General features: G+C 73.3%; 16 protein-coding genes. 13 read left to right on the top strand and 3 right to left on the bottom strand.

Annotated features, from left to right (window positions below; genetic code table 11):
- The first annotated feature begins 20 nt into the window (after positions 1-20).
- From aroH to FXF68_RS18670, 5 genes are all read left to right on the top strand, one after another.
- Positions 21-383, top strand: a complete 363-nt coding sequence (aroH, locus tag FXF68_RS18690) for a chorismate mutase (RefSeq protein WP_148760983.1) — start codon at positions 21-23, stop codon at positions 381-383.
- 25 nt (positions 384-408) lie between these two features.
- Positions 409-1512, top strand: coding sequence for a prephenate dehydrogenase (locus FXF68_RS18685; RefSeq protein ID WP_281292220.1), 1104 nt, complete (start codon positions 409-411; stop codon positions 1510-1512).
- Positions 1513-1597: 85 nt separating this feature from the next.
- On the top strand, positions 1598-2260 hold the full coding sequence (gene cmk / locus FXF68_RS18680; RefSeq protein WP_148760981.1) for a (d)CMP kinase: 663 nt from the start codon (positions 1598-1600) through the stop codon (positions 2258-2260).
- A gap of 35 nt (positions 2261-2295) precedes the next feature.
- Positions 2296-3681 (top strand): ribosome biogenesis GTPase Der, encoded by a 1386-nt coding sequence (gene der, locus FXF68_RS18675; protein WP_148760979.1) that lies wholly within the window; start codon positions 2296-2298, stop codon positions 3679-3681.
- 174 nt (positions 3682-3855) lie between these two features.
- The gene (locus tag FXF68_RS18670; RefSeq protein WP_148760977.1) at positions 3856-4056 is read left to right on the top strand and encodes a hypothetical protein; all 201 of its coding nucleotides are present in this window, start codon (positions 3856-3858) and stop codon (positions 4054-4056) included.
- A gap of 13 nt (positions 4057-4069) precedes the next feature.
- Here the strand turns inward: FXF68_RS18670 and FXF68_RS18665 are convergent, their stop codons facing one another.
- Positions 4070-4690: a hypothetical protein gene (locus tag FXF68_RS18665; RefSeq protein ID WP_148760975.1), complete on the bottom strand. Its 621-nt coding sequence runs from the start codon at positions 4688-4690 to the stop codon at positions 4070-4072.
- Between the two features lie 95 nt (positions 4691-4785).
- On the opposite strand from FXF68_RS18665, the gene FXF68_RS42440 reads away from it, so the two are divergent.
- From FXF68_RS42440 to soxR, 8 genes are all read left to right on the top strand, one after another.
- Positions 4786-5982, top strand: a complete 1197-nt coding sequence (locus FXF68_RS42440) for a nucleoside 2-deoxyribosyltransferase domain-containing protein (RefSeq protein WP_187438011.1) — start codon at positions 4786-4788, stop codon at positions 5980-5982.
- Between the two features lie 59 nt (positions 5983-6041).
- Complete coding sequence (locus FXF68_RS18655; RefSeq protein ID WP_148760973.1) at positions 6042-6443, top strand: TOBE domain-containing protein; 402 nt, start codon at positions 6042-6044, stop codon at positions 6441-6443.
- 40 nt (positions 6444-6483) lie between these two features.
- Complete coding sequence (gene modA / locus FXF68_RS18650) at positions 6484-7272, top strand: molybdate ABC transporter substrate-binding protein (protein ID WP_222870011.1); 789 nt, start codon at positions 6484-6486, stop codon at positions 7270-7272.
- On the top strand, positions 7269-8069 hold the full coding sequence (modB, locus tag FXF68_RS18645) for a molybdate ABC transporter permease subunit (protein WP_148760971.1): 801 nt from the start codon (positions 7269-7271) through the stop codon (positions 8067-8069). Before modA ends, modB begins: the two co-directional genes overlap by 4 nt.
- Before the next feature lie 10 nt (positions 8070-8079).
- Complete coding sequence (locus FXF68_RS18640) at positions 8080-9126, top strand: ABC transporter ATP-binding protein (RefSeq protein ID WP_148760969.1); 1047 nt, start codon at positions 8080-8082, stop codon at positions 9124-9126.
- A gap of 178 nt (positions 9127-9304) precedes the next feature.
- On the top strand, positions 9305-11119 hold the full coding sequence (locus FXF68_RS18635; protein ID WP_246178794.1) for a phosphoenolpyruvate carboxykinase (GTP): 1815 nt from the start codon (positions 9305-9307) through the stop codon (positions 11117-11119).
- Between the two features lie 245 nt (positions 11120-11364).
- The gene (locus FXF68_RS18630) at positions 11365-11940 is read left to right on the top strand and encodes an HdeD family acid-resistance protein (RefSeq protein WP_148760965.1); all 576 of its coding nucleotides are present in this window, start codon (positions 11365-11367) and stop codon (positions 11938-11940) included.
- A 39-nt stretch (positions 11941-11979) separates the two neighbouring features.
- The gene (soxR, locus tag FXF68_RS18625; RefSeq protein ID WP_148760963.1) at positions 11980-12528 is read left to right on the top strand and encodes a redox-sensitive transcriptional activator SoxR; all 549 of its coding nucleotides are present in this window, start codon (positions 11980-11982) and stop codon (positions 12526-12528) included.
- Between the two features lie 25 nt (positions 12529-12553).
- On the opposite strand, the gene FXF68_RS18620 is transcribed toward soxR, so the two are convergent.
- Both FXF68_RS18620 and FXF68_RS18615 read right to left on the bottom strand, forming a co-directional pair.
- The gene (locus FXF68_RS18620) at positions 12554-14956 is read right to left on the bottom strand and encodes a glycoside hydrolase family 65 protein (RefSeq protein ID WP_148760961.1); all 2403 of its coding nucleotides are present in this window, start codon (positions 14954-14956) and stop codon (positions 12554-12556) included.
- Positions 14953-15702 carry an HAD family hydrolase gene (locus tag FXF68_RS18615; protein WP_148760959.1) on the bottom strand — a complete coding sequence of 250 codons (750 nt, stop codon included), beginning with the start codon at positions 15700-15702 and terminating at the stop codon, positions 14953-14955. Before FXF68_RS18615 ends, FXF68_RS18620 begins: the two co-directional genes overlap by 4 nt.
- Positions 15703-15815 lie beyond the last annotated feature (113 nt).

Genomic DNA, 15815 nt, shown 5'->3' with positions numbered 1-15815 from the left:
GACATCGAGGAGGGCTGGCTGTGGCGGTACGCGCGGTCCGCGGGGCGACGCAGGTGGACGCCGACGACCGGGACCAGATCCTGGAGGCGACGGCGGAGCTCGTCGCCGCGGTGATGGCCCGCAACGAGCTGCACACCGACGACGTCATCAGCGTGATCTTCACGGTGACGCCGGACCTGACCGCGGAGTTCCCGGCGCTCGCCGCCCGCAAGCTCGGCTTCCACGAGGTGCCGCTGCTGTGCGCGACGGAGATCGGCGTGCCGGGCGCGCTGCCGCGGGTGATCCGGCTGATGGCGCACATCGAGACCGACCGGCCCCGGCGCGACGTCCAGCACGTCTACCTGCGGGGAGCGACCGCGCTCCGGCTCGACATCGCCCAGTGACGATCGTGCAAGTAGGGTGACCGGCGTGGACGAGGACGTGGACGGGGACGCGGCGCCGCAGCGCATCATCGTGGTCGGCACGGGCCTGATCGGCACATCGATCGCCCTCGCCATGCGCGAGCGCGGCGCGGAGGTGCTGCTGACCGACCGGGACGCGGCGGCGCTGCGCCTCGCGGTCGAACTCGGCGCGGGCGACGCGCTGCCGGACGGCGCGAACGCCCGGCCCGCAGACCTCGCGGTCCTCGCCGTGCCGCCCGCCGCCGTTGCGGTGACGCTGCTGGACGCGCAGAAGCGCGGCCTCGCCACCGCCTACACCGACGTGGCCAGCGTGAAGGCGCTGCCGCTCCAGCAGGCCGCCGACCTCGGCTGCGACCTGAGCTCGTTCGTCGCCGGGCATCCGCTCGCGGGCAGCGAGCGGTCCGGGCCGAGCGCGGCCCGCGCCGACCTGTTCCTCGGCCGCCCGTGGGCGCTGTGCGCGACGCCGGACGCGGCGCCGGAGACGGTCGCGGCCGTCCGCGGCCTCGCGCGGGCGTGCGGCGCGATGCCGGTCGAGGTGGACGCGGCCGAGCACGACCGGGCCGTCGCGCTCGTCTCGCACGCCCCGCACGTCGTGTCCGCCGCCGTCGCGGCCCGGCTGACCGGCGCGGACGACGTGGCGCTCGGCCTGTCCGGGCAGGGCGTCCGGGACGTCACCCGCATCGCGGCGAGCGACCCCCGGCTGTGGATCGGGATCCTGTCGGCGAACTCCGCGCCCGTCGCGGAGGTGCTGGAGGCCGTCGCCACCGACCTCGCGGTCGCCGCGTCGCTGCTGCGCGACGGCAGCGACGAGGCCGCCCAGCACGTCGCCGACCTGCTGCTGCGCGGGAACGCGGGCCGGTCCAGGATCCCCGGCAAGCACGGCGGCGACCAGCCCGCGTACGCGACCGTCCAGGTCGTCATCCCGGACCGTCCCGGCGAGCTTGCGATGATCTTCCAGGCGGCGGGGATCGCGGGCGTCAACATCGAGGACGTGACGATCGAGCACTCGCCGGGCCGTCCGCTCGGCGTACTGGAGCTCGCGGTCGTGCCGGAGGCCGCCGAGCGGCTGGCGGCGGAGCTGCGCGCCCGCGGCTGGTCCGTCCCCGGCTAGGGCGGTCCACGCCCGCTTCGGCGGTCCGCGGGGTGCCGGGGGACCGGTAGCCTGGGCTGACGCCCGCCCAACGAGAGAGGGACCGATCGTGCTCGTCATCGCCATGGACGGACCGTCCGGGTCGGGCAAGTCCAGCGCCTCCAAGGGCGTCGCCCGGGCGCTCGGGCTCCGCTACCTGGACACGGGCGCGATGTACCGCGCCATGACGTGGTGGATGCTCGGCCACGGCGTCCCGGTCGAGGACGCCGAGGCCGTCGCGGCGCGGGCCGCGGAACCGGTGATCGTGTCGGGCACCGACCCCGACGCGCCGACGATCACGGTGGACGGGACGGACGTGTCCGCCCCCATCCGCACCCGCGAGGTGACGAACGCGGTCAGCGCGGTCAGCTCCGTCCCGGCGGTGCGGGCCCGGATGGTCGAGCTGCAGCGCGAGATCATCGGCGCGGGCGGGATCGTGGTGGAGGGCCGCGACATCGGCACGGTCGTCGTCCCGGACGCCCCGGTCAAGGTGTTCCTGACGGCGAGCGAGGAGGCGCGGGCCGTGCGCCGCGCGAAGGACCTCGCGGCCGACCCGGGCGCGTCGGTGACCGTCACGCGGGCCGAGCAGGCCCGCCGCGACCGGCTCGACTCGACCCGGACGGCGTCCCCGCTGACGCGGGCGGGCGGCGCGCACGAGATCGACTCGACGGAGCTGAGCCTCGCCGAGGTCATCGAGGCGGTCGTCCGCCTCGCCAAAGAGCATGAGTGAGCGGGCGGCCTGACGGTCCCCGCGAGGAAACGACAGTGAGCGATTACGAGATCGAGACGGTGGACGCCGACCCCGGCGTCGCCGCCGACGAGGGTCCCGCGCCGGTGGTGGCGGTGGTCGGGCGTCCGAACGTCGGCAAGTCCACCCTGGTGAACCGGATCCTCGGGCGCCGCGAGGCGGTCGTCGAGGACGTCCCCGGCGTGACCCGCGACCGGGTCGCCTACGACGCCGCCTGGAGCGGACGGCGGTTCACCGTGGTCGACACCGGCGGCTGGCTGCCGGACTCGTCCGGCCTGGCCGCGGCGATCGCCGAGCAGGCGCGGCTGGCGGTCGACCTCGCCGACGTGGTGATGTTCGTGGTCGACGCGACGGTCGGCGCGACCGACGTCGACGAGTCCGTGGTGGAGATCCTGCGCCGGTCCGGCAAGCCGGTGGTGCTGACCGCGAACAAGGTCGACAACGCGGGCACCGAGGCCGACGCGGCGACGCTGTGGTCGCTCGGCATCGGCGAGCCGCACCCGGTCAGCGCCCTGCACGGGCGCGGCAGCGGCGACCTGCTCGACGCGGTGCTGGAGGCGCTGCCCGCCGAGGCCCCGCCGGAGACGTTCGGGGAGGTCGGCGGCCCCCGCCGGATCGCGCTGCTCGGACGTCCGAACGTCGGCAAGTCGAGCCTGCTGAACAAGGTGGCGGGGGAGAACCGCGCCGTCGTCGACGCGGTGGCCGGCACGACCCGCGACCCGGTGGACGAGCTGATCGAGCTCGGCGGGAAGACCTGGCGGTTCATCGACACGGCGGGCATCAGGCGGCGGCACCGGGAGAACCAGGGCGCCGACTTCTACGCGACGCTGCGCACCCAGTCGGCGCTGGAGCGCGCGGAGGTCGCGGTGGTGCTGGTCGACGCGTCCCAGCCGCTCGCCGAGCAGGACCTGCGGATCATCTCGATGGTGATCGACTCGGGCCGGTCCCTGGTCATCGCCTACAACAAGTGGGACCTGCTGGACGAGGAGCGCCGCCACTACCTCGACCGCGAGATCGACCGGCAGCTGCACAGCGCGCGCTGGGCGCCGCGGGTGAACGTCTCGGCGAAGACCGGGCGGCACATGGAGAAGCTGGTGCCCGCCATCGAGACGGCGCTAGACGGGTGGGGCACCCGCGTCCCGACGTCCAAGCTCAACCAGTTCTTCGCCGACCTGGTCAGCTCGCACCCGCATCCGATCCGGGGCGGCAAGCAGCCGCGCGTGCTGTTCGCGACGCAGGCGGGCGTGCGCCCGCCGCGGTTCGTGCTGTTCACCACCGGGTTCCTGGAGGAGGGGTACCGGCGGTTCATCGAGCGGCGGCTGCGCGAGGAGTTCGGCTTCCCCGGCACCCCGCTGGACGTGACGATGAAGATCCGCGAGAAGCGCGGCAAGGCGAAGAAGTAGCGGAGAAGCGGCGCCGCCGAGCGCGCGGACCGGCCGGATCGACCGGCACACGGCCCGCCGGGGATCTTTCCCGGGCGGGCCGCGGCATGTCAGGATGCTTCCTACGGACACGAGTAAGTCTTCCATTACTCGTCGATCCGGTGGTCAGGTGCGCGTGCGGTCGAGGGGTGCGACGTGAAGCTCTTGCTGCTCATCTGCGGTGCCGCGGTCTGCGTGGTGCTCAGCTTCGTCTGGCGGCAGCCGTGGATCGGCGGCGTCGGCCTGCTCGTCGCCTTCGTCGCGATGTTCACCGACCGCGACGACGTCCGGCTGGACGACGAGCGGCGCAGCCACGAGACGACCAAGGCCGTCCGCGACATGCGCCGCCACCGCTAGACCGCTGGTACCGCTAGGTGTCGTAGCCTCGCTCTCCGGCGACGGGCCGGTCGCCCGGCGCCCCGGTCGTGCTGGCGGGGGGCCGCTGGTTCTCCCGGGCGTACCGCCCGTACACGAGCGGCTGCGTCTTGCCGGATTCAGACTTCCCGTCCTCAGCTTCCGCGGCCGCGGCGTCCGCCTCGCGGGCGCCGACGACGGCGAACCGTCCGAGCGCCAGCGCGGCGAGGAACACGACGACGACGCCGAGTCCGGTGAATCCGGAGAGCTGTTCGGCGAGCCGTCGTCCGTCCTCGGTGCCGAGCGGGGCGCCGACGCCGTCGACGTCCCACAGCTGGGCGACGGACGGCCCGACGGCGAACCAGGCGCCGCCGAGCGCGGCGAGCCAGCCGCCGAACATCGCGAAGGCCCGGTTCGCGGCGCCGAGCACGATCAGCCCGCCGAGCACGACGGCCACGGCGGGCGCGATGCTGAGCTGGAGCCGGTCGGTGTCGTAGACCCACGTGTCGTCGGGGGCGAAGCCGAAGTCGAAGTAGGGGCCCACGAAGGGCAGCAGGCCGCCCCACAGACCGAGCAGCACCAGTAGCGTCCCGGACAGACCGCCCCGGGTACGTGGTGCGCGCATGGTCCCAGTCATGATCATTCCTCCTGACCGGGCGTGTGATTCTGATTTGAGTCCCCCTTTACCCTCACCGGACCACTCCACACGGGCCGGACGAGAGGAGCCACGTCATGGAATCCGGATTCGGCGCGAGGGCCGAGGTCACCGTCGTCTACGCGCGCGAGGAGCCCCCGGACCGCTGGGACGCCGCCGTCTTCCTCGCCGGGCCGACGCCCCGCTCGGCGGACGTGGCGTCGTGGCGTCCGGACGCGGTCGCCGCGCTGCGCGAGCGCTGGCGCGGGCCGGGGCGGCTGGCCGTGTTCGTGCCCGAGCACCGGCACGGCGTCCACGACGACTACACGGGCCAGGTCGACTGGGAGGAGCGCTGCCTGCACCTGTCCGACGAGGTGGTGTTCTATGTCCCCCGCGACCTGGACACGTTGCCCGCGTTCACGACGAACGTCGAGTGGGGGATGTGGCACGACAGCGGGCGCGCCGTCTTCGGCGCCCCGCCGGACGCGCCGAAGAACCGCTACCTGCTGCACTACGCGGCCAAGTCGGGCGTGCCGACGGCGTCCGACATCGGCGGGACGGTCGCGGCGGCCCTCGACCGGATCGGCGCCGGTGCGTCGCGGGCGGGCGGCGAGCGGGAGGTCCCGCTGCTGCTGTGGCGGGACGCGTCGTTCCAGAGCTGGTACGCGGGCCAGCGGAGCGCGGGGAACGCGCTGGTCGGCGCGCGGGTGGTGTTCCGGTTCGGCATGCTCTGGGGCCTGCACGTCCGGATGCACGTCGCCTCCGAGGACCGGGTCAAGGACAACGAGGTCGTCATCGGCCGGGCGGACGTCTCCGCCGTCGTCCTGCACCGCCCCGGCCGGACGCTCGACGAGACGGAGGTCGTGCTCGTCAGGGAGTTCCGCAGCCCGTGCGTGAACGGGTTCGTCCACGAGCTGCCGGGCGGGTCCGGGCCGGGCACGCCGTCCGAGGTCGCGCTCGCCGAGGTCGCGGAGGAGACCGGCCTGCTGCTGGACGCGGCGCGGCTGCGCGAGCACGGGCCGCGGCAGGTGAACGCGACGCTGTCCGCGCACCGGGCGCACCTGTTCTCCGCCGAGGTCACCGGCGCCGAGCTGGCGGCGCTGCGGTCGTCCGGACCGCAGGGGGTCGCGGCGGACGGCGAGCGCACCTACGTCGAGGTGTCGGCGTTCGGCCGGATCAGGCGGGAGCGGCTCGTCGACCACGCCGCCCTCGGCATGATCGCCGAGGTGCTCCTCGACGGCGACGGCGCGGGCGGCACTATCGCGGCTGCGAGAGACACCGATCCCGTTGGCTAGCAGTTTCTCCACCTGTACCCGTCTTCTCCTGGTATCTGCGGTTCGTTACGCTGGGCGGCGTGACGACGTTCAAGATCAGTGAGGCGGCGGCGCTGCTCGGGGTCAGCGCGGACACCGTCCGGCGCTGGGTGGACGGCGGGCGCCTCCCCGCGTCCCGCGACGAGCTCGGGCACCGCCGGGTGCCGGGCGCCGAGCTGGCCGCGTTCGTCCGCGACCAGGCGCGCGGGAGCGGCCCGTCCGACCAGGGCGCGCGGTTCTCCTCGGCGCGGAACCGGCTGCGGGGGATCGTGACGGACGTCGTCCGCGACGGCGTGATGGCCCAGGTGGAGATCCAGGCGGGCCCGTTCCGCGTCGTGTCGCTGATGAGCCGGGAGGCGGCGGACGACCTCGGCCTGCGCGTCGGGGTGGTCGCCGAGGCCGTCGTGAAGTCCACGAACGTCGTCGTCGAGCTGCCGGACTGAAGGCCGCCGAACCACGGGCTGCCGGACCGAGGGAGGGACCGTGCTCAAGACGATCACGGCGGCGGCGTCCGCCGCCCTGCTGCTCGCGGCCGCCGCGGGCTGCGGCGACGTCGACGACGGCGGGGCGTCCGGGAAGACCGGGACGGCGGGGAGGGGCGGCACGCTGACGGTGTTCGCCGCCGCCTCGCTCACCGAGACGTTCGGCGCGCTCGGCAAGGTGTTCGAGGCCGCGCATCCGGGCGTGAAGGTCAGGTTCGGCTTCGGCGGGAGTTCGACGCTCGCGCAGCAGATCACGCAGGGCGCCCCGGCGGACGTGTTCGCCGCCGCGAGCCCCGCCACGATGAAGACGGTGACGGACGGCGGCGACGCCGCCGGGACGCCCCAGGTCTTCACGAGGAACCGCCTGGTGATCGCCGTCCCGGAGAACGACCCGGGCAAGGTGCGCAAGCTCGCGGATCTGTCGCGGCCGGGGCTCAAGGTCGTCCTGTGCGCGGTGCAGGTGCCGTGCGGGGCGGCGGCCGAGAAGGCGCTCGGCGCGGCCGGGGTCGAGGTCGAGCCCGCGTCGCGGGAGCAGGACGTGAAGGCCGTCCTGACCAAGGTGTCCCTGGACGAGGCCGACGCCGGGCTCGTCTACCGCACCGACGCCAGGGCGGCGAGCGGCAAGGTCAAGGGGATCGAGTTCCCCGAGTCCGCGCAGGCGATCAACGACTATCCGATCGTGGAGGTCGCGAAGGCGCCGCATTCCGCGCTGGCGAAGGAGTTCATCGGGCTGGTGCTCGGCCCCCGGGGCCGGGACGCGCTGACCCGGGCGGGCTTCGAGGCGCCGTGAGGCGGGCGCCCGAGTCCCCGCGGCCGCCGCTGGTCCTGGTGGCGCCCGCGCTGGTCGGGCTCGCGTTCCTGGTGCTGCCGCTCGCGGGGCTGCTCGTCCGCGCGCCGTGGACGACGCTCGGCACCCGCCTCGCGCAGGACCAGGTGCTGGACGCGCTGCGCCTGTCCCTGCTCAGCGCGACCCTCGCGACCTGCCTGTGCGTGCTGTTCGGCGTCCCGCTGGCGTGGACGCTCGCGCGGGCGCCGTTCCCGGGCGTGCGGATCGTCCGGGCGCTGGTGACGGTGCCGCTGGTGCTGCCGCCGGTGGTCGGCGGCGTGGCGCTGCTGCTCGTGCTCGGCCGCCGCGGCCTCGTCGGCGCGCACCTGGACGCCTGGTTCGGGATCACGCTCCCGTTCACCACCGCCGGCGTCGTCCTCGCCGAGACGTTCGTGGCCATGCCGTTCCTGGTGATCAGCGTCGAGGGCGCGCTGCGCGCCGCGGACCTGCGCTACGAGGAGGCCGCCGCCACCCTCGGCGCGAGCCGCTGGACGATCTTCCGCCGGGTCACGCTGCCGCTCGTCGCGCCCGGCGTCGCGGCCGGGGCGGTGCTGTGCTGGGCGCGGGCGCTCGGCGAGTTCGGCGCGACGATCACGTTCGCGGGCAACTTCCCCGGCCGGACGCAGACGATGCCGCTCGCCGTCTACCTCGCGCTGGAGACCGACCCGCAGGCCGCGATCGTGCTGAGCCTCGTCCTGCTGGCGGTGTCGGTCGCCGTCCTCGCCGCGCTCCGCGACCGGTGGGTGAGCACGTCCACATGAACACGGGCACATGAGAACGGGGCTGGACGCGCGGCTCGTCGTGCGGCGCGCCGCGTTCGACCTCGACCTCGCGCTCGCCGCCGCGCCCGGCGAGGTGGTCGCGCTGCTCGGCCCGAACGGGGCGGGCAAGAGCACCGCGCTGCGGGCGCTGGCCGGGCTCGTCCCGATGGCGGGCGGGCACGTCCGGGTGGACGGCGACGACCTGCGCCCGCTGCCGCCCGACCGGCGCGGCATCGGCATGGTGTTCCAGGACTACCTGCTGTTCCCGCACCTCAGCGCGCTGGAGAACGTCGCGTTCGGCCCGCGCTGCCAGGGCGCCGGACGCCGCGCCGCCCGCCGGATCGCCGCCGAATGGCTCGACCGCGTGGGGCTCGCTGAGTTCGCGTCGGTCCGGCCGCGGGCGCTGTCGGGCGGGCAGGCGCAGCGCGTCGCCCTCGCGCGGGCGCTCGCCGTCGAGCCGGGCCTGCTGCTCCTGGACGAGCCGCTCGCCGCCCTCGACGCGCACACCCGGCTGGAGATCCGCGCCGCGCTGCGCCGCCACCTCGCCGGGTTCTCCGGAGCGGCCGTGCTCGTCACGCACGACCCGCTGGACGCGATGGTGCTCGCCGACCGCATCGTCGTCGTGGAGGGCGGGCGGCTCGTCCAGCAGGGGACGCCCGCCGAGGTCGCGCGCCGTCCCCGCACCGGCTACGTCGCGCGCCTGGTCGGCCTGAACCTGTACCGGGGCCGCGCGGACGCGGGCCGCGTCGCGGTCGCGGACGGCGCCGCCACCCTCGACACCGCCGACCCGCTCGACGGCGAGGTGTTCCTCGCCTTCGCGCCCGCCGCCGTCGCGCTGTACCGGGCGCGCCCGGACGGCAGCCCCCGCAACCTGTGGCGCGCCCGCGTCGCCGCGATCGAACGCCAGGGGGACCGCGTCCGGGTGCAACTGTCCGGGCCGCCTTTCGACGCCGTCGCGGAAGTCACTCCGGCCGCCGTCGCGGAACTCCAATTGTCGGAGGGCAGCGAGATTTGGGCCGCGGTCAAGGCTACGGAGACCCACGTTTACCCAGCTTGAGCACGCCTTGGCAGACGGGTGACCCGGCCGTGCGGACGATCTCCCGGCATGCGTGATATCAGTCACAAAATCGGGCACGATGCCCCAAAAGCGGACGGGATTGGTCCAGACCAAATGGCAAAAACAGCGGGTCTTGTTCATCATGCAAACATCCTGCGAACAGCTGAAGGAGTTGCCCGTGTCCAACCAGGTCCCCGGCCTCGATCAGGCCCCTACAGGCCACACCGAACTTACTGAGTGGGTACGCGGGATCGCCGAGCTGACGAAGCCCGACCGCGTCGAGTGGTGCGACGGCTCGGACGAGGAATGGGAGCGCCTGACCGGCGTCCTCGTCGACCAGGGCACCCTCACGCGGCTCGACCCCGCCAAGCGTCCGAACAGCTTCCACGCGGCGTCCGACCCGACCGACGTGGCGCGCGTCGAGGACCGCACGTTCATCTGCTCCGAGAAGGAGGAGGACGCCGGTCCCACCAACAACTGGGTCGCTCCCGGCGAGATGCGCGCGACCCTGGACGGGCTCTTCGACGGCTGCATGAAGGGCCGCACCATGTACGTGGTGCCCTTCTGCATGGGCCCCCTGGGCGGCAACATCTCCCAGCTCGGCGTCGAGATCACCGACTCCGCCTACGTCGCGGTGTCGATGCGGATCATGACGCGGATGGGCACGGGCGCGCTGCGCCTCATCGAGGAGCGCGGGACGTTCGTCAAGGCCGTCCACTCCGTCGGCGCCCCGCTTGAGCCGGGCCAGGCCGACGTGAAGTGGCCGTGCAACTCCACCAAGTACATCACCCACTTCCCCGAGACCCGGGAGATCTGGTCCTACGGGTCCGGGTACGGCGGCAACGCGCTGCTCGGCAAGAAGTGCTACGCGCTGCGGATCGCGTCCACCATGGCCCGCGACGAGGGCTGGATGGCCGAGCACATGCTCATCCTGAAGCTGACGCCGCCGGAGGGCGCGACCCGCTACGTCGCCGCCGCGTTCCCGTCCGCCTGCGGCAAGACGAACCTCGCCATGCTGGAGCCGACCATCCCCGGCTGGAAGGTCGAGACGATCGGCGACGACATCGCCTGGATGCGGTTCGGCGACGACGGCCGCCTCTACGCGATCAACCCCGAGGCCGGGTTCTTCGGCGTCGCGCCCGGCACCGGCGAGAGCACCAACGCCAACGCCGTGAAGACGCTCTGGGGCAACAGCATCTTCACGAACGTGGCGCTCACCGACGACGGCGACGTCTGGTGGGAGGGCCTCACCGACGAGCCGCCCGCGCACCTCACCGACTGGCGGGGCGACGACTGGACGCCCGCGTCCGACACCCCGGCCGCGCACCCGAACGCCCGCTTCACCACTCCCGCCGGGCAGTGCCCGATCATCGCGGACGAGTGGGAGGACCCGAAGGGCGTCCCGATCTCGGCGATCCTGTTCGGCGGCCGGCGCGCGTCGGCCGTCCCGCTCGTCACCGAGTCCTTCGACTGGCAGCAGGGCGTGTTCCTCGGCGCGAACGTCGCGTCCGAGAAGACCGCCGCCGCCGAGGGCACCGTCGGCGAACTGCGCCGCGACCCGTTCGCCATGCTGCCGTTCTGCGGCTACAACATGGGCGACTACTTCGGCCACTGGCTCGACATCGGCAAGGCCACCGACCCGGAGAAACTCCCGCGGATCTACTACGTCAACTGGTTCCGCAAGAACGCCGACGGCAAGTTCATCTGGCCCGGCTTCGGGGAGAACAGCCGCGTCCTGAAGTGGATCGTCGATCGCCTGAACGGCCGCGCCGACGCCGTCAAGACCCCGATCGGCCACCTCCCGACCAGGGACGCCCTCGACACCGACGGCCTCACCCTCGACGACGCCGACCTCGACACCCTGCTCTCCGTCGACACCGAAGTCTGGAAGCAGGAAGCAGCCCTCGTCCCCGAACACTTCGAAAAGTTCGGCACCCACATGCCGAAGGCCCTCTGGGACGAGTACCACGACTTGGTCCACCGTCTGGATTAGCCCAGGGGGCGACCCCCTGGAACCCCCGTTGGTCGCGAGGGGCCGTTTCCCGAGTCGCGTTCGCTCTCGGAAAACGGCCCCTCGCTCCGCGGTTCGTGCGGCCGGAGGCGCCCCAGCGCCGGAGGCCGCACGAACCGTGGCCCGGGCTTGGGTTCCCGGTTTTGCCTAGTCCGGCCTTGGGCTTGGCGTTGTTTGTGGGGGAAAGCGGCTGAAATGGGGAGGAATCTCGGTTTCGGGGAGGCCGCATGTTCGAGTTGATGGCGCGACACTGGTGGGTGCTCGCGGTGCGTGGTGCGTTCGCGATCCTGTTCGGGATCGTGGCGTGGGTGTGGCCCGATATCACGGTGGTTGTGCTGGTCGCCCTGTTCGGCGCGTACGCGCTGGTGGACGGGGTGATCGCGGTGGCGCAGGCGGTCCGGGGGACGACCGGCGCGCCGCGCGGTGTGCTGCTGGTGGCGGGGGCGGTCGGGATCGCGCTCGGCATCGCCGCGCTCGTCTGGCCCGGCATCACGGCGTTCGTCCTGCTGATGCTGATCGCCGCGTGGGCGGTCGCCACCGGCGTGCTGGAGATCGTGGCGGCGATCGCGCTGCGCAGGGAACTCCAGGGCGAATGGGCGTACGCGCTGACCGGGGCGATCTCGGTGCTGTTCGGGATCCTGCTGTTCGTGTGGCCGGTGTCCGGGGCGCTCGCGGTCGTCTGGCTGATCGGGCTGTTCGCGATCCTGTTCGGGGCGGCCATGGTCGGCGCCGCGTTCCGGCTGCGGCGGCTCGCCGGGACGGCCGGGCGGCGCGGCGGGGCGGGCTCGGCCGTCCAGTACTGAAAGCCCAGGACGGGCCATGGTTCGCATAAAGTGCGTGGCATGACGCGGCTTGAGCACCGGGTGCACGAACTGACCGTCGGCCAGCTCGCCGAGCGCAGCGGCGTGGCCGTCTCGGCGCTGCACTTCTACGAGGCCAAGGGGCTGATCACGAGCCGCCGCACGGCGGGCAACCAGCGGCGGTTCAGCCGCGACGCGCTGCGCCGCGTGTCGTTCATCAAGGTGGCGCAGCGTGTCGGGATCCCGCTCAGCGAGATCCGCGACGCGCTCGCCACCCTGCCCTGCGAGCGGACGCCCACCATCGAGGACTGGGCGCGCCTCTCCGAGCACTGGCGCGGCGACCTCGACGCCCGCATCCGCCAGCTCGAACGGCTCCGCGACGACCTCACCGACTGCATCGGCTGCGGCTGCCTGTCGATCAACAAGTGCGCGCTCGCCAACCCCTACGACCGGCTCGGCGACGAGGGGCCGGGGCCGCGCCGCCTCCTCGCCGGACGCGGCGCGGACGACGCCTCGTCCCGCCCGGCGGCGTCCCGCCCGGCGGCGGGGGCGGCGGCGTCCGCGCCCGGCTGCGGCGCCTGCGCGAGCTGACCGCCACCGCCCCCGGCGACGAGCCTCAGCCGCGGCGGCGCGGGTCGCGGCCGTGCGGGTCGATGCGGCGCGGCAGCGGCTCCCGCCCGGCGGGCTGCGCCGGTGCCGGACGCGCCGGGATCTGCTCGATCGGCAGCTCGACGGGGTCGTCCGCGAGCGTGAACTCCTCGCCGTGGTGCGACAGCTTGATCGACGGGCCGTCGAGCAGCTCGTAGAGGGCCGAGTCGCCGGTGACGTTGACCCGGACCCGGCTGCCCCGGTACGTCATCCGGAACGCCAGCCGGCTGATGCCGCCCGGCAGCCGCGGCGCGAACCGCAGCTCGCCGCAGCCCGCCCGCATCCCGCCGAACCCGGCGACGAGACCGCTCCACGCGCCCGCCATCGACGCTATGTGCAGCCCGTCGCGGGTGTTGCGGTTCAGGTCGTGCAGGTCCATCAGGGCGGTCTCGCCGAGGTAGTCGTGCGCCAGCTCCAGCTGCCCGACCTCCGCCGCCACGACCGCCTGCGTCTGCGCCGACAACGACGAGTCGCGGACGGTCAGCCCCTCGTAGTAGGCGAAGTCGCGGGCCTTCTGCTCGTCGGTGAACGAGTCCCCGCACAGGTGCAGCGCCAGGACGAGGTCGGCCTGCTTCACCACCTGCTTCCGGTACAGGTCGAAGTACGGGAAGTTCAGCAGCAGCGGGTAGTGGTCGGGCTTGGTGGCGGCGAAGTCCCACCGGTCGTGGTTGGTGAACCCCTCACTCTGCGGATGGACGCCCAGCCGGTCGTCGTAGGGGATCAGCATCGCGGCCGCCGCGTCCCGCCACGACGCGGCCTCCTCGGCGTCCACGCCGAGGCGGTCGGCCACGTCCGGATGGCGCATCGCCATCTCCGCGGCCTCCTGGAGGTTCCGGCGCGCCATCAGGTTCGTGTAGACGTTGTTGTCGACGACCGCGCTGTACTCGTCCGGGCCGGTGACGCCGTCGATGCGGAACACGCCGCCGACGTCGTGGTGGCCGAGGCTCCGCCACAGCCGCGCCGTCTGCACCAGGATGTCGAGCCCGATCTCGCGCTCGAACTGCACGTCCTCGGTGGCGTCCACGTACCGGACGACCGCGTCGGAGATGTCGGCGTTGATGTGGAACGCCGCCGTGCCCGCGGGCCAGTACCCCGAGCATTCGTGGCCGCGGATCGTCCGCCACGGGAACGTCGCGCCCTCAAGGCCGAGCTGCGTGGCGCGCTCCACGGCGAGCGGCAGCGTCATGTGCCGCCAGGCCAGCGCGTCCGCCGCCGCGCCCGGCGACGTGTAGGTCAGCACCGGCAGGACGAAGGTCTCGGTGTCCCAGAACGTGTGGCCGTCGTAGCCGGGGCCCGTCAGACCCTTGGCCGGGATCATCCGGCGCTCCGCGCGCGCGCCCGCCTGCAGGACGTGGAACAGCCCGAACCGGACCGCCTGCTGGATCTCGGCGTCGCCCTCGACCTCGACGTCCGCGCCCTCCCAGAAGTCGTCCAGGTACTCGCGCTGCTCGGTGAGCAGGCCGTCCCAGCCGGTCTGCCGCGCGCCCGCGAGCGCCCCGACCACCTGGTCGTGCAGCGCCGGACGGGACCTGCGGCTCGACCACCCGTAGGAGAGGTACTTCACGATCCGGAGCTTCTGCCCCGGCTCCAGCCGCGTCGCGACCGTCAGCCGTCCCACGTCGGCGGAGCTCTCGGTGTCGATCGCCATCGACTTCGGGCCCTCGATGTCGTGCGACATGCCCGCCGCCATCCGCAGGCCGCTGCGCCGCGTCCGGTGCAGGAGCAGCACCTTCGTGCCGTTGGCGACGTGCTCCTCGCTGACGAGGGGGCAGTCCAGGATGGCGGAGGCGCGCGGGTCCTTGCCGCCGCCGGGCAGCGCCTCGTTGGTCACGAGCTCGGACTGCGCGACGACCCGGACCGCTCCATCGACGGGCTCGACCTCGTAGCAGATCGCCGCGACGGCGCGCTGCGTCAGCGACACCATCCGGACGGACGTCACCCTGATGGTCTTGTCGGCGGGGGACGTCCACTCCACGTGCCGGGTGAGCGTCCCCGCCCGCATGTCCAGCACCCGCTCGTGGTGGTGGACGCGCCCGTACCGGACGTCGAACGGCTCGTCGTCCACCAGCAGCCGGATCACCTTGCCGTTGGTGACGTTGATGACCGTCTGCCCCGACTCGGGGTAGCCGTAGGCCGTCTCCGCGTGCGGCAGCGGACGCTGCTCGTAGAAGGAGTTCAGGTAGGTGCCCGGCAGCCCGTGCGGCTCGCCCTCGTCGAGGTTGCCGCGCATCCCGACGTGCCCGTTCGACAGCGCGAACACCGACTCGGTCTGCGCCAGCCGGTCGAGCCGGAGCTCGGGCTCCCGCACGCACCACGGCTCCACCGTGAACACGGGCCTGTCGGCCGCGAGTTGCCCGTCCGCGTTGGTCACTTGTCCTCCAGGAGCTCGGACAGGTCGGAGACGACGATGTCGGCGCCGTGCTCGGCGAGCGCCTCGGCGTGCGCCCCGTCGACCCGGTTGACTCCGACCACGTAGGCGAAGCCGCCCGCGCGGCCTGCCTGGACGCCGGCGAGCGCGTCCTCGAACACGACGGCCTGCGCCGCCTGGACGCCCACCTCGCGGGCGCCCTCGATGAACATGTCGGGGGCCGGTTTGCCCGGCAGCCGCCGCTCGGCCGCGACGACGCCGTCGACCCGCGCGTCGAACAGGTCGGTGATGCCGACCGTCCGCAGCACCTGGACGGTGTTGGCGCTGGACGACACCACCGCCGTCCGCAGCCCCGCCGCGCGCGCCGCGCGCACGTAGTCGATGGAGCCGTCGAAGGTCTCGACGCCGCGCTCCTCGATGATCTTCAGGACGAGCGCGTTCTTGCGGTTGCCGAGCCCCCGCACGGTCTCCGCCTCGGGCGGGTCGTCCGGACCGCCCTCGGGCAGCTCGATGCCGCGCGATTCCAGGAAGGAGCGCGTGCCGTCCTCGCGCTTCTTGCCGTCGACGTACCGGCCGTAGTCCTTCACCGCGTCGAACTCGGTGAAGGGCTCGCCGGTGCGCCGGGCGCGCTCACGCAGGTAGCCGTCGAACATCTCCTTCCAGGCGGCGGCGTGGACCGCAGCCGTGCGGGTCAGTACCCCGTCCAGATCGAAGAGGCACGCAGCCGCCTCGTCCGGCAGTCCCAGCATCCAAACCCCCTGGCCAATGTCACCATCGAAGAGACACGCAAACGCGTCCCGCCCAACTCGGCCGCACCGTGCACACCAGCGGTGTCGCCCGCTCGAACGGGGGGATCATGCCA

It is taken from the genome of Actinomadura decatromicini, assembly GCF_008121305.1.
Classification (GTDB): Bacteria; Actinomycetota; Actinomycetes; order Streptosporangiales; family Streptosporangiaceae; genus Spirillospora; species Spirillospora syzygii.
The sequence above is the reverse complement of the archived record's forward strand: the minus strand, read 5'-3'. Positions and strand labels throughout refer to the sequence as shown.

Coding starts and splice junctions, on each gene's coding strand:
- FXF68_RS18665 (WP_148760975.1), bottom strand. CDS start 4,690: ATGACTGGGACCATGCGCGCACCACGTACCCGGGGCGGTCTGTCCGGG.
- FXF68_RS42440 (WP_187438011.1), top strand. CDS start 4,786: ATGGAATCCGGATTCGGCGCGAGGGCCGAGGTCACCGTCGTCTACGCG.
- FXF68_RS18640 (WP_148760969.1), top strand. CDS start 8,080: ATGAGAACGGGGCTGGACGCGCGGCTCGTCGTGCGGCGCGCCGCGTTC.
- FXF68_RS18630 (WP_148760965.1), top strand. CDS start 11,365: ATGTTCGAGTTGATGGCGCGACACTGGTGGGTGCTCGCGGTGCGTGGT.
- soxR (WP_148760963.1), top strand. CDS start 11,980: ATGACGCGGCTTGAGCACCGGGTGCACGAACTGACCGTCGGCCAGCTC.
- FXF68_RS18615 (WP_148760959.1), bottom strand. CDS start 15,702: ATGCTGGGACTGCCGGACGAGGCGGCTGCGTGCCTCTTCGATCTGGAC.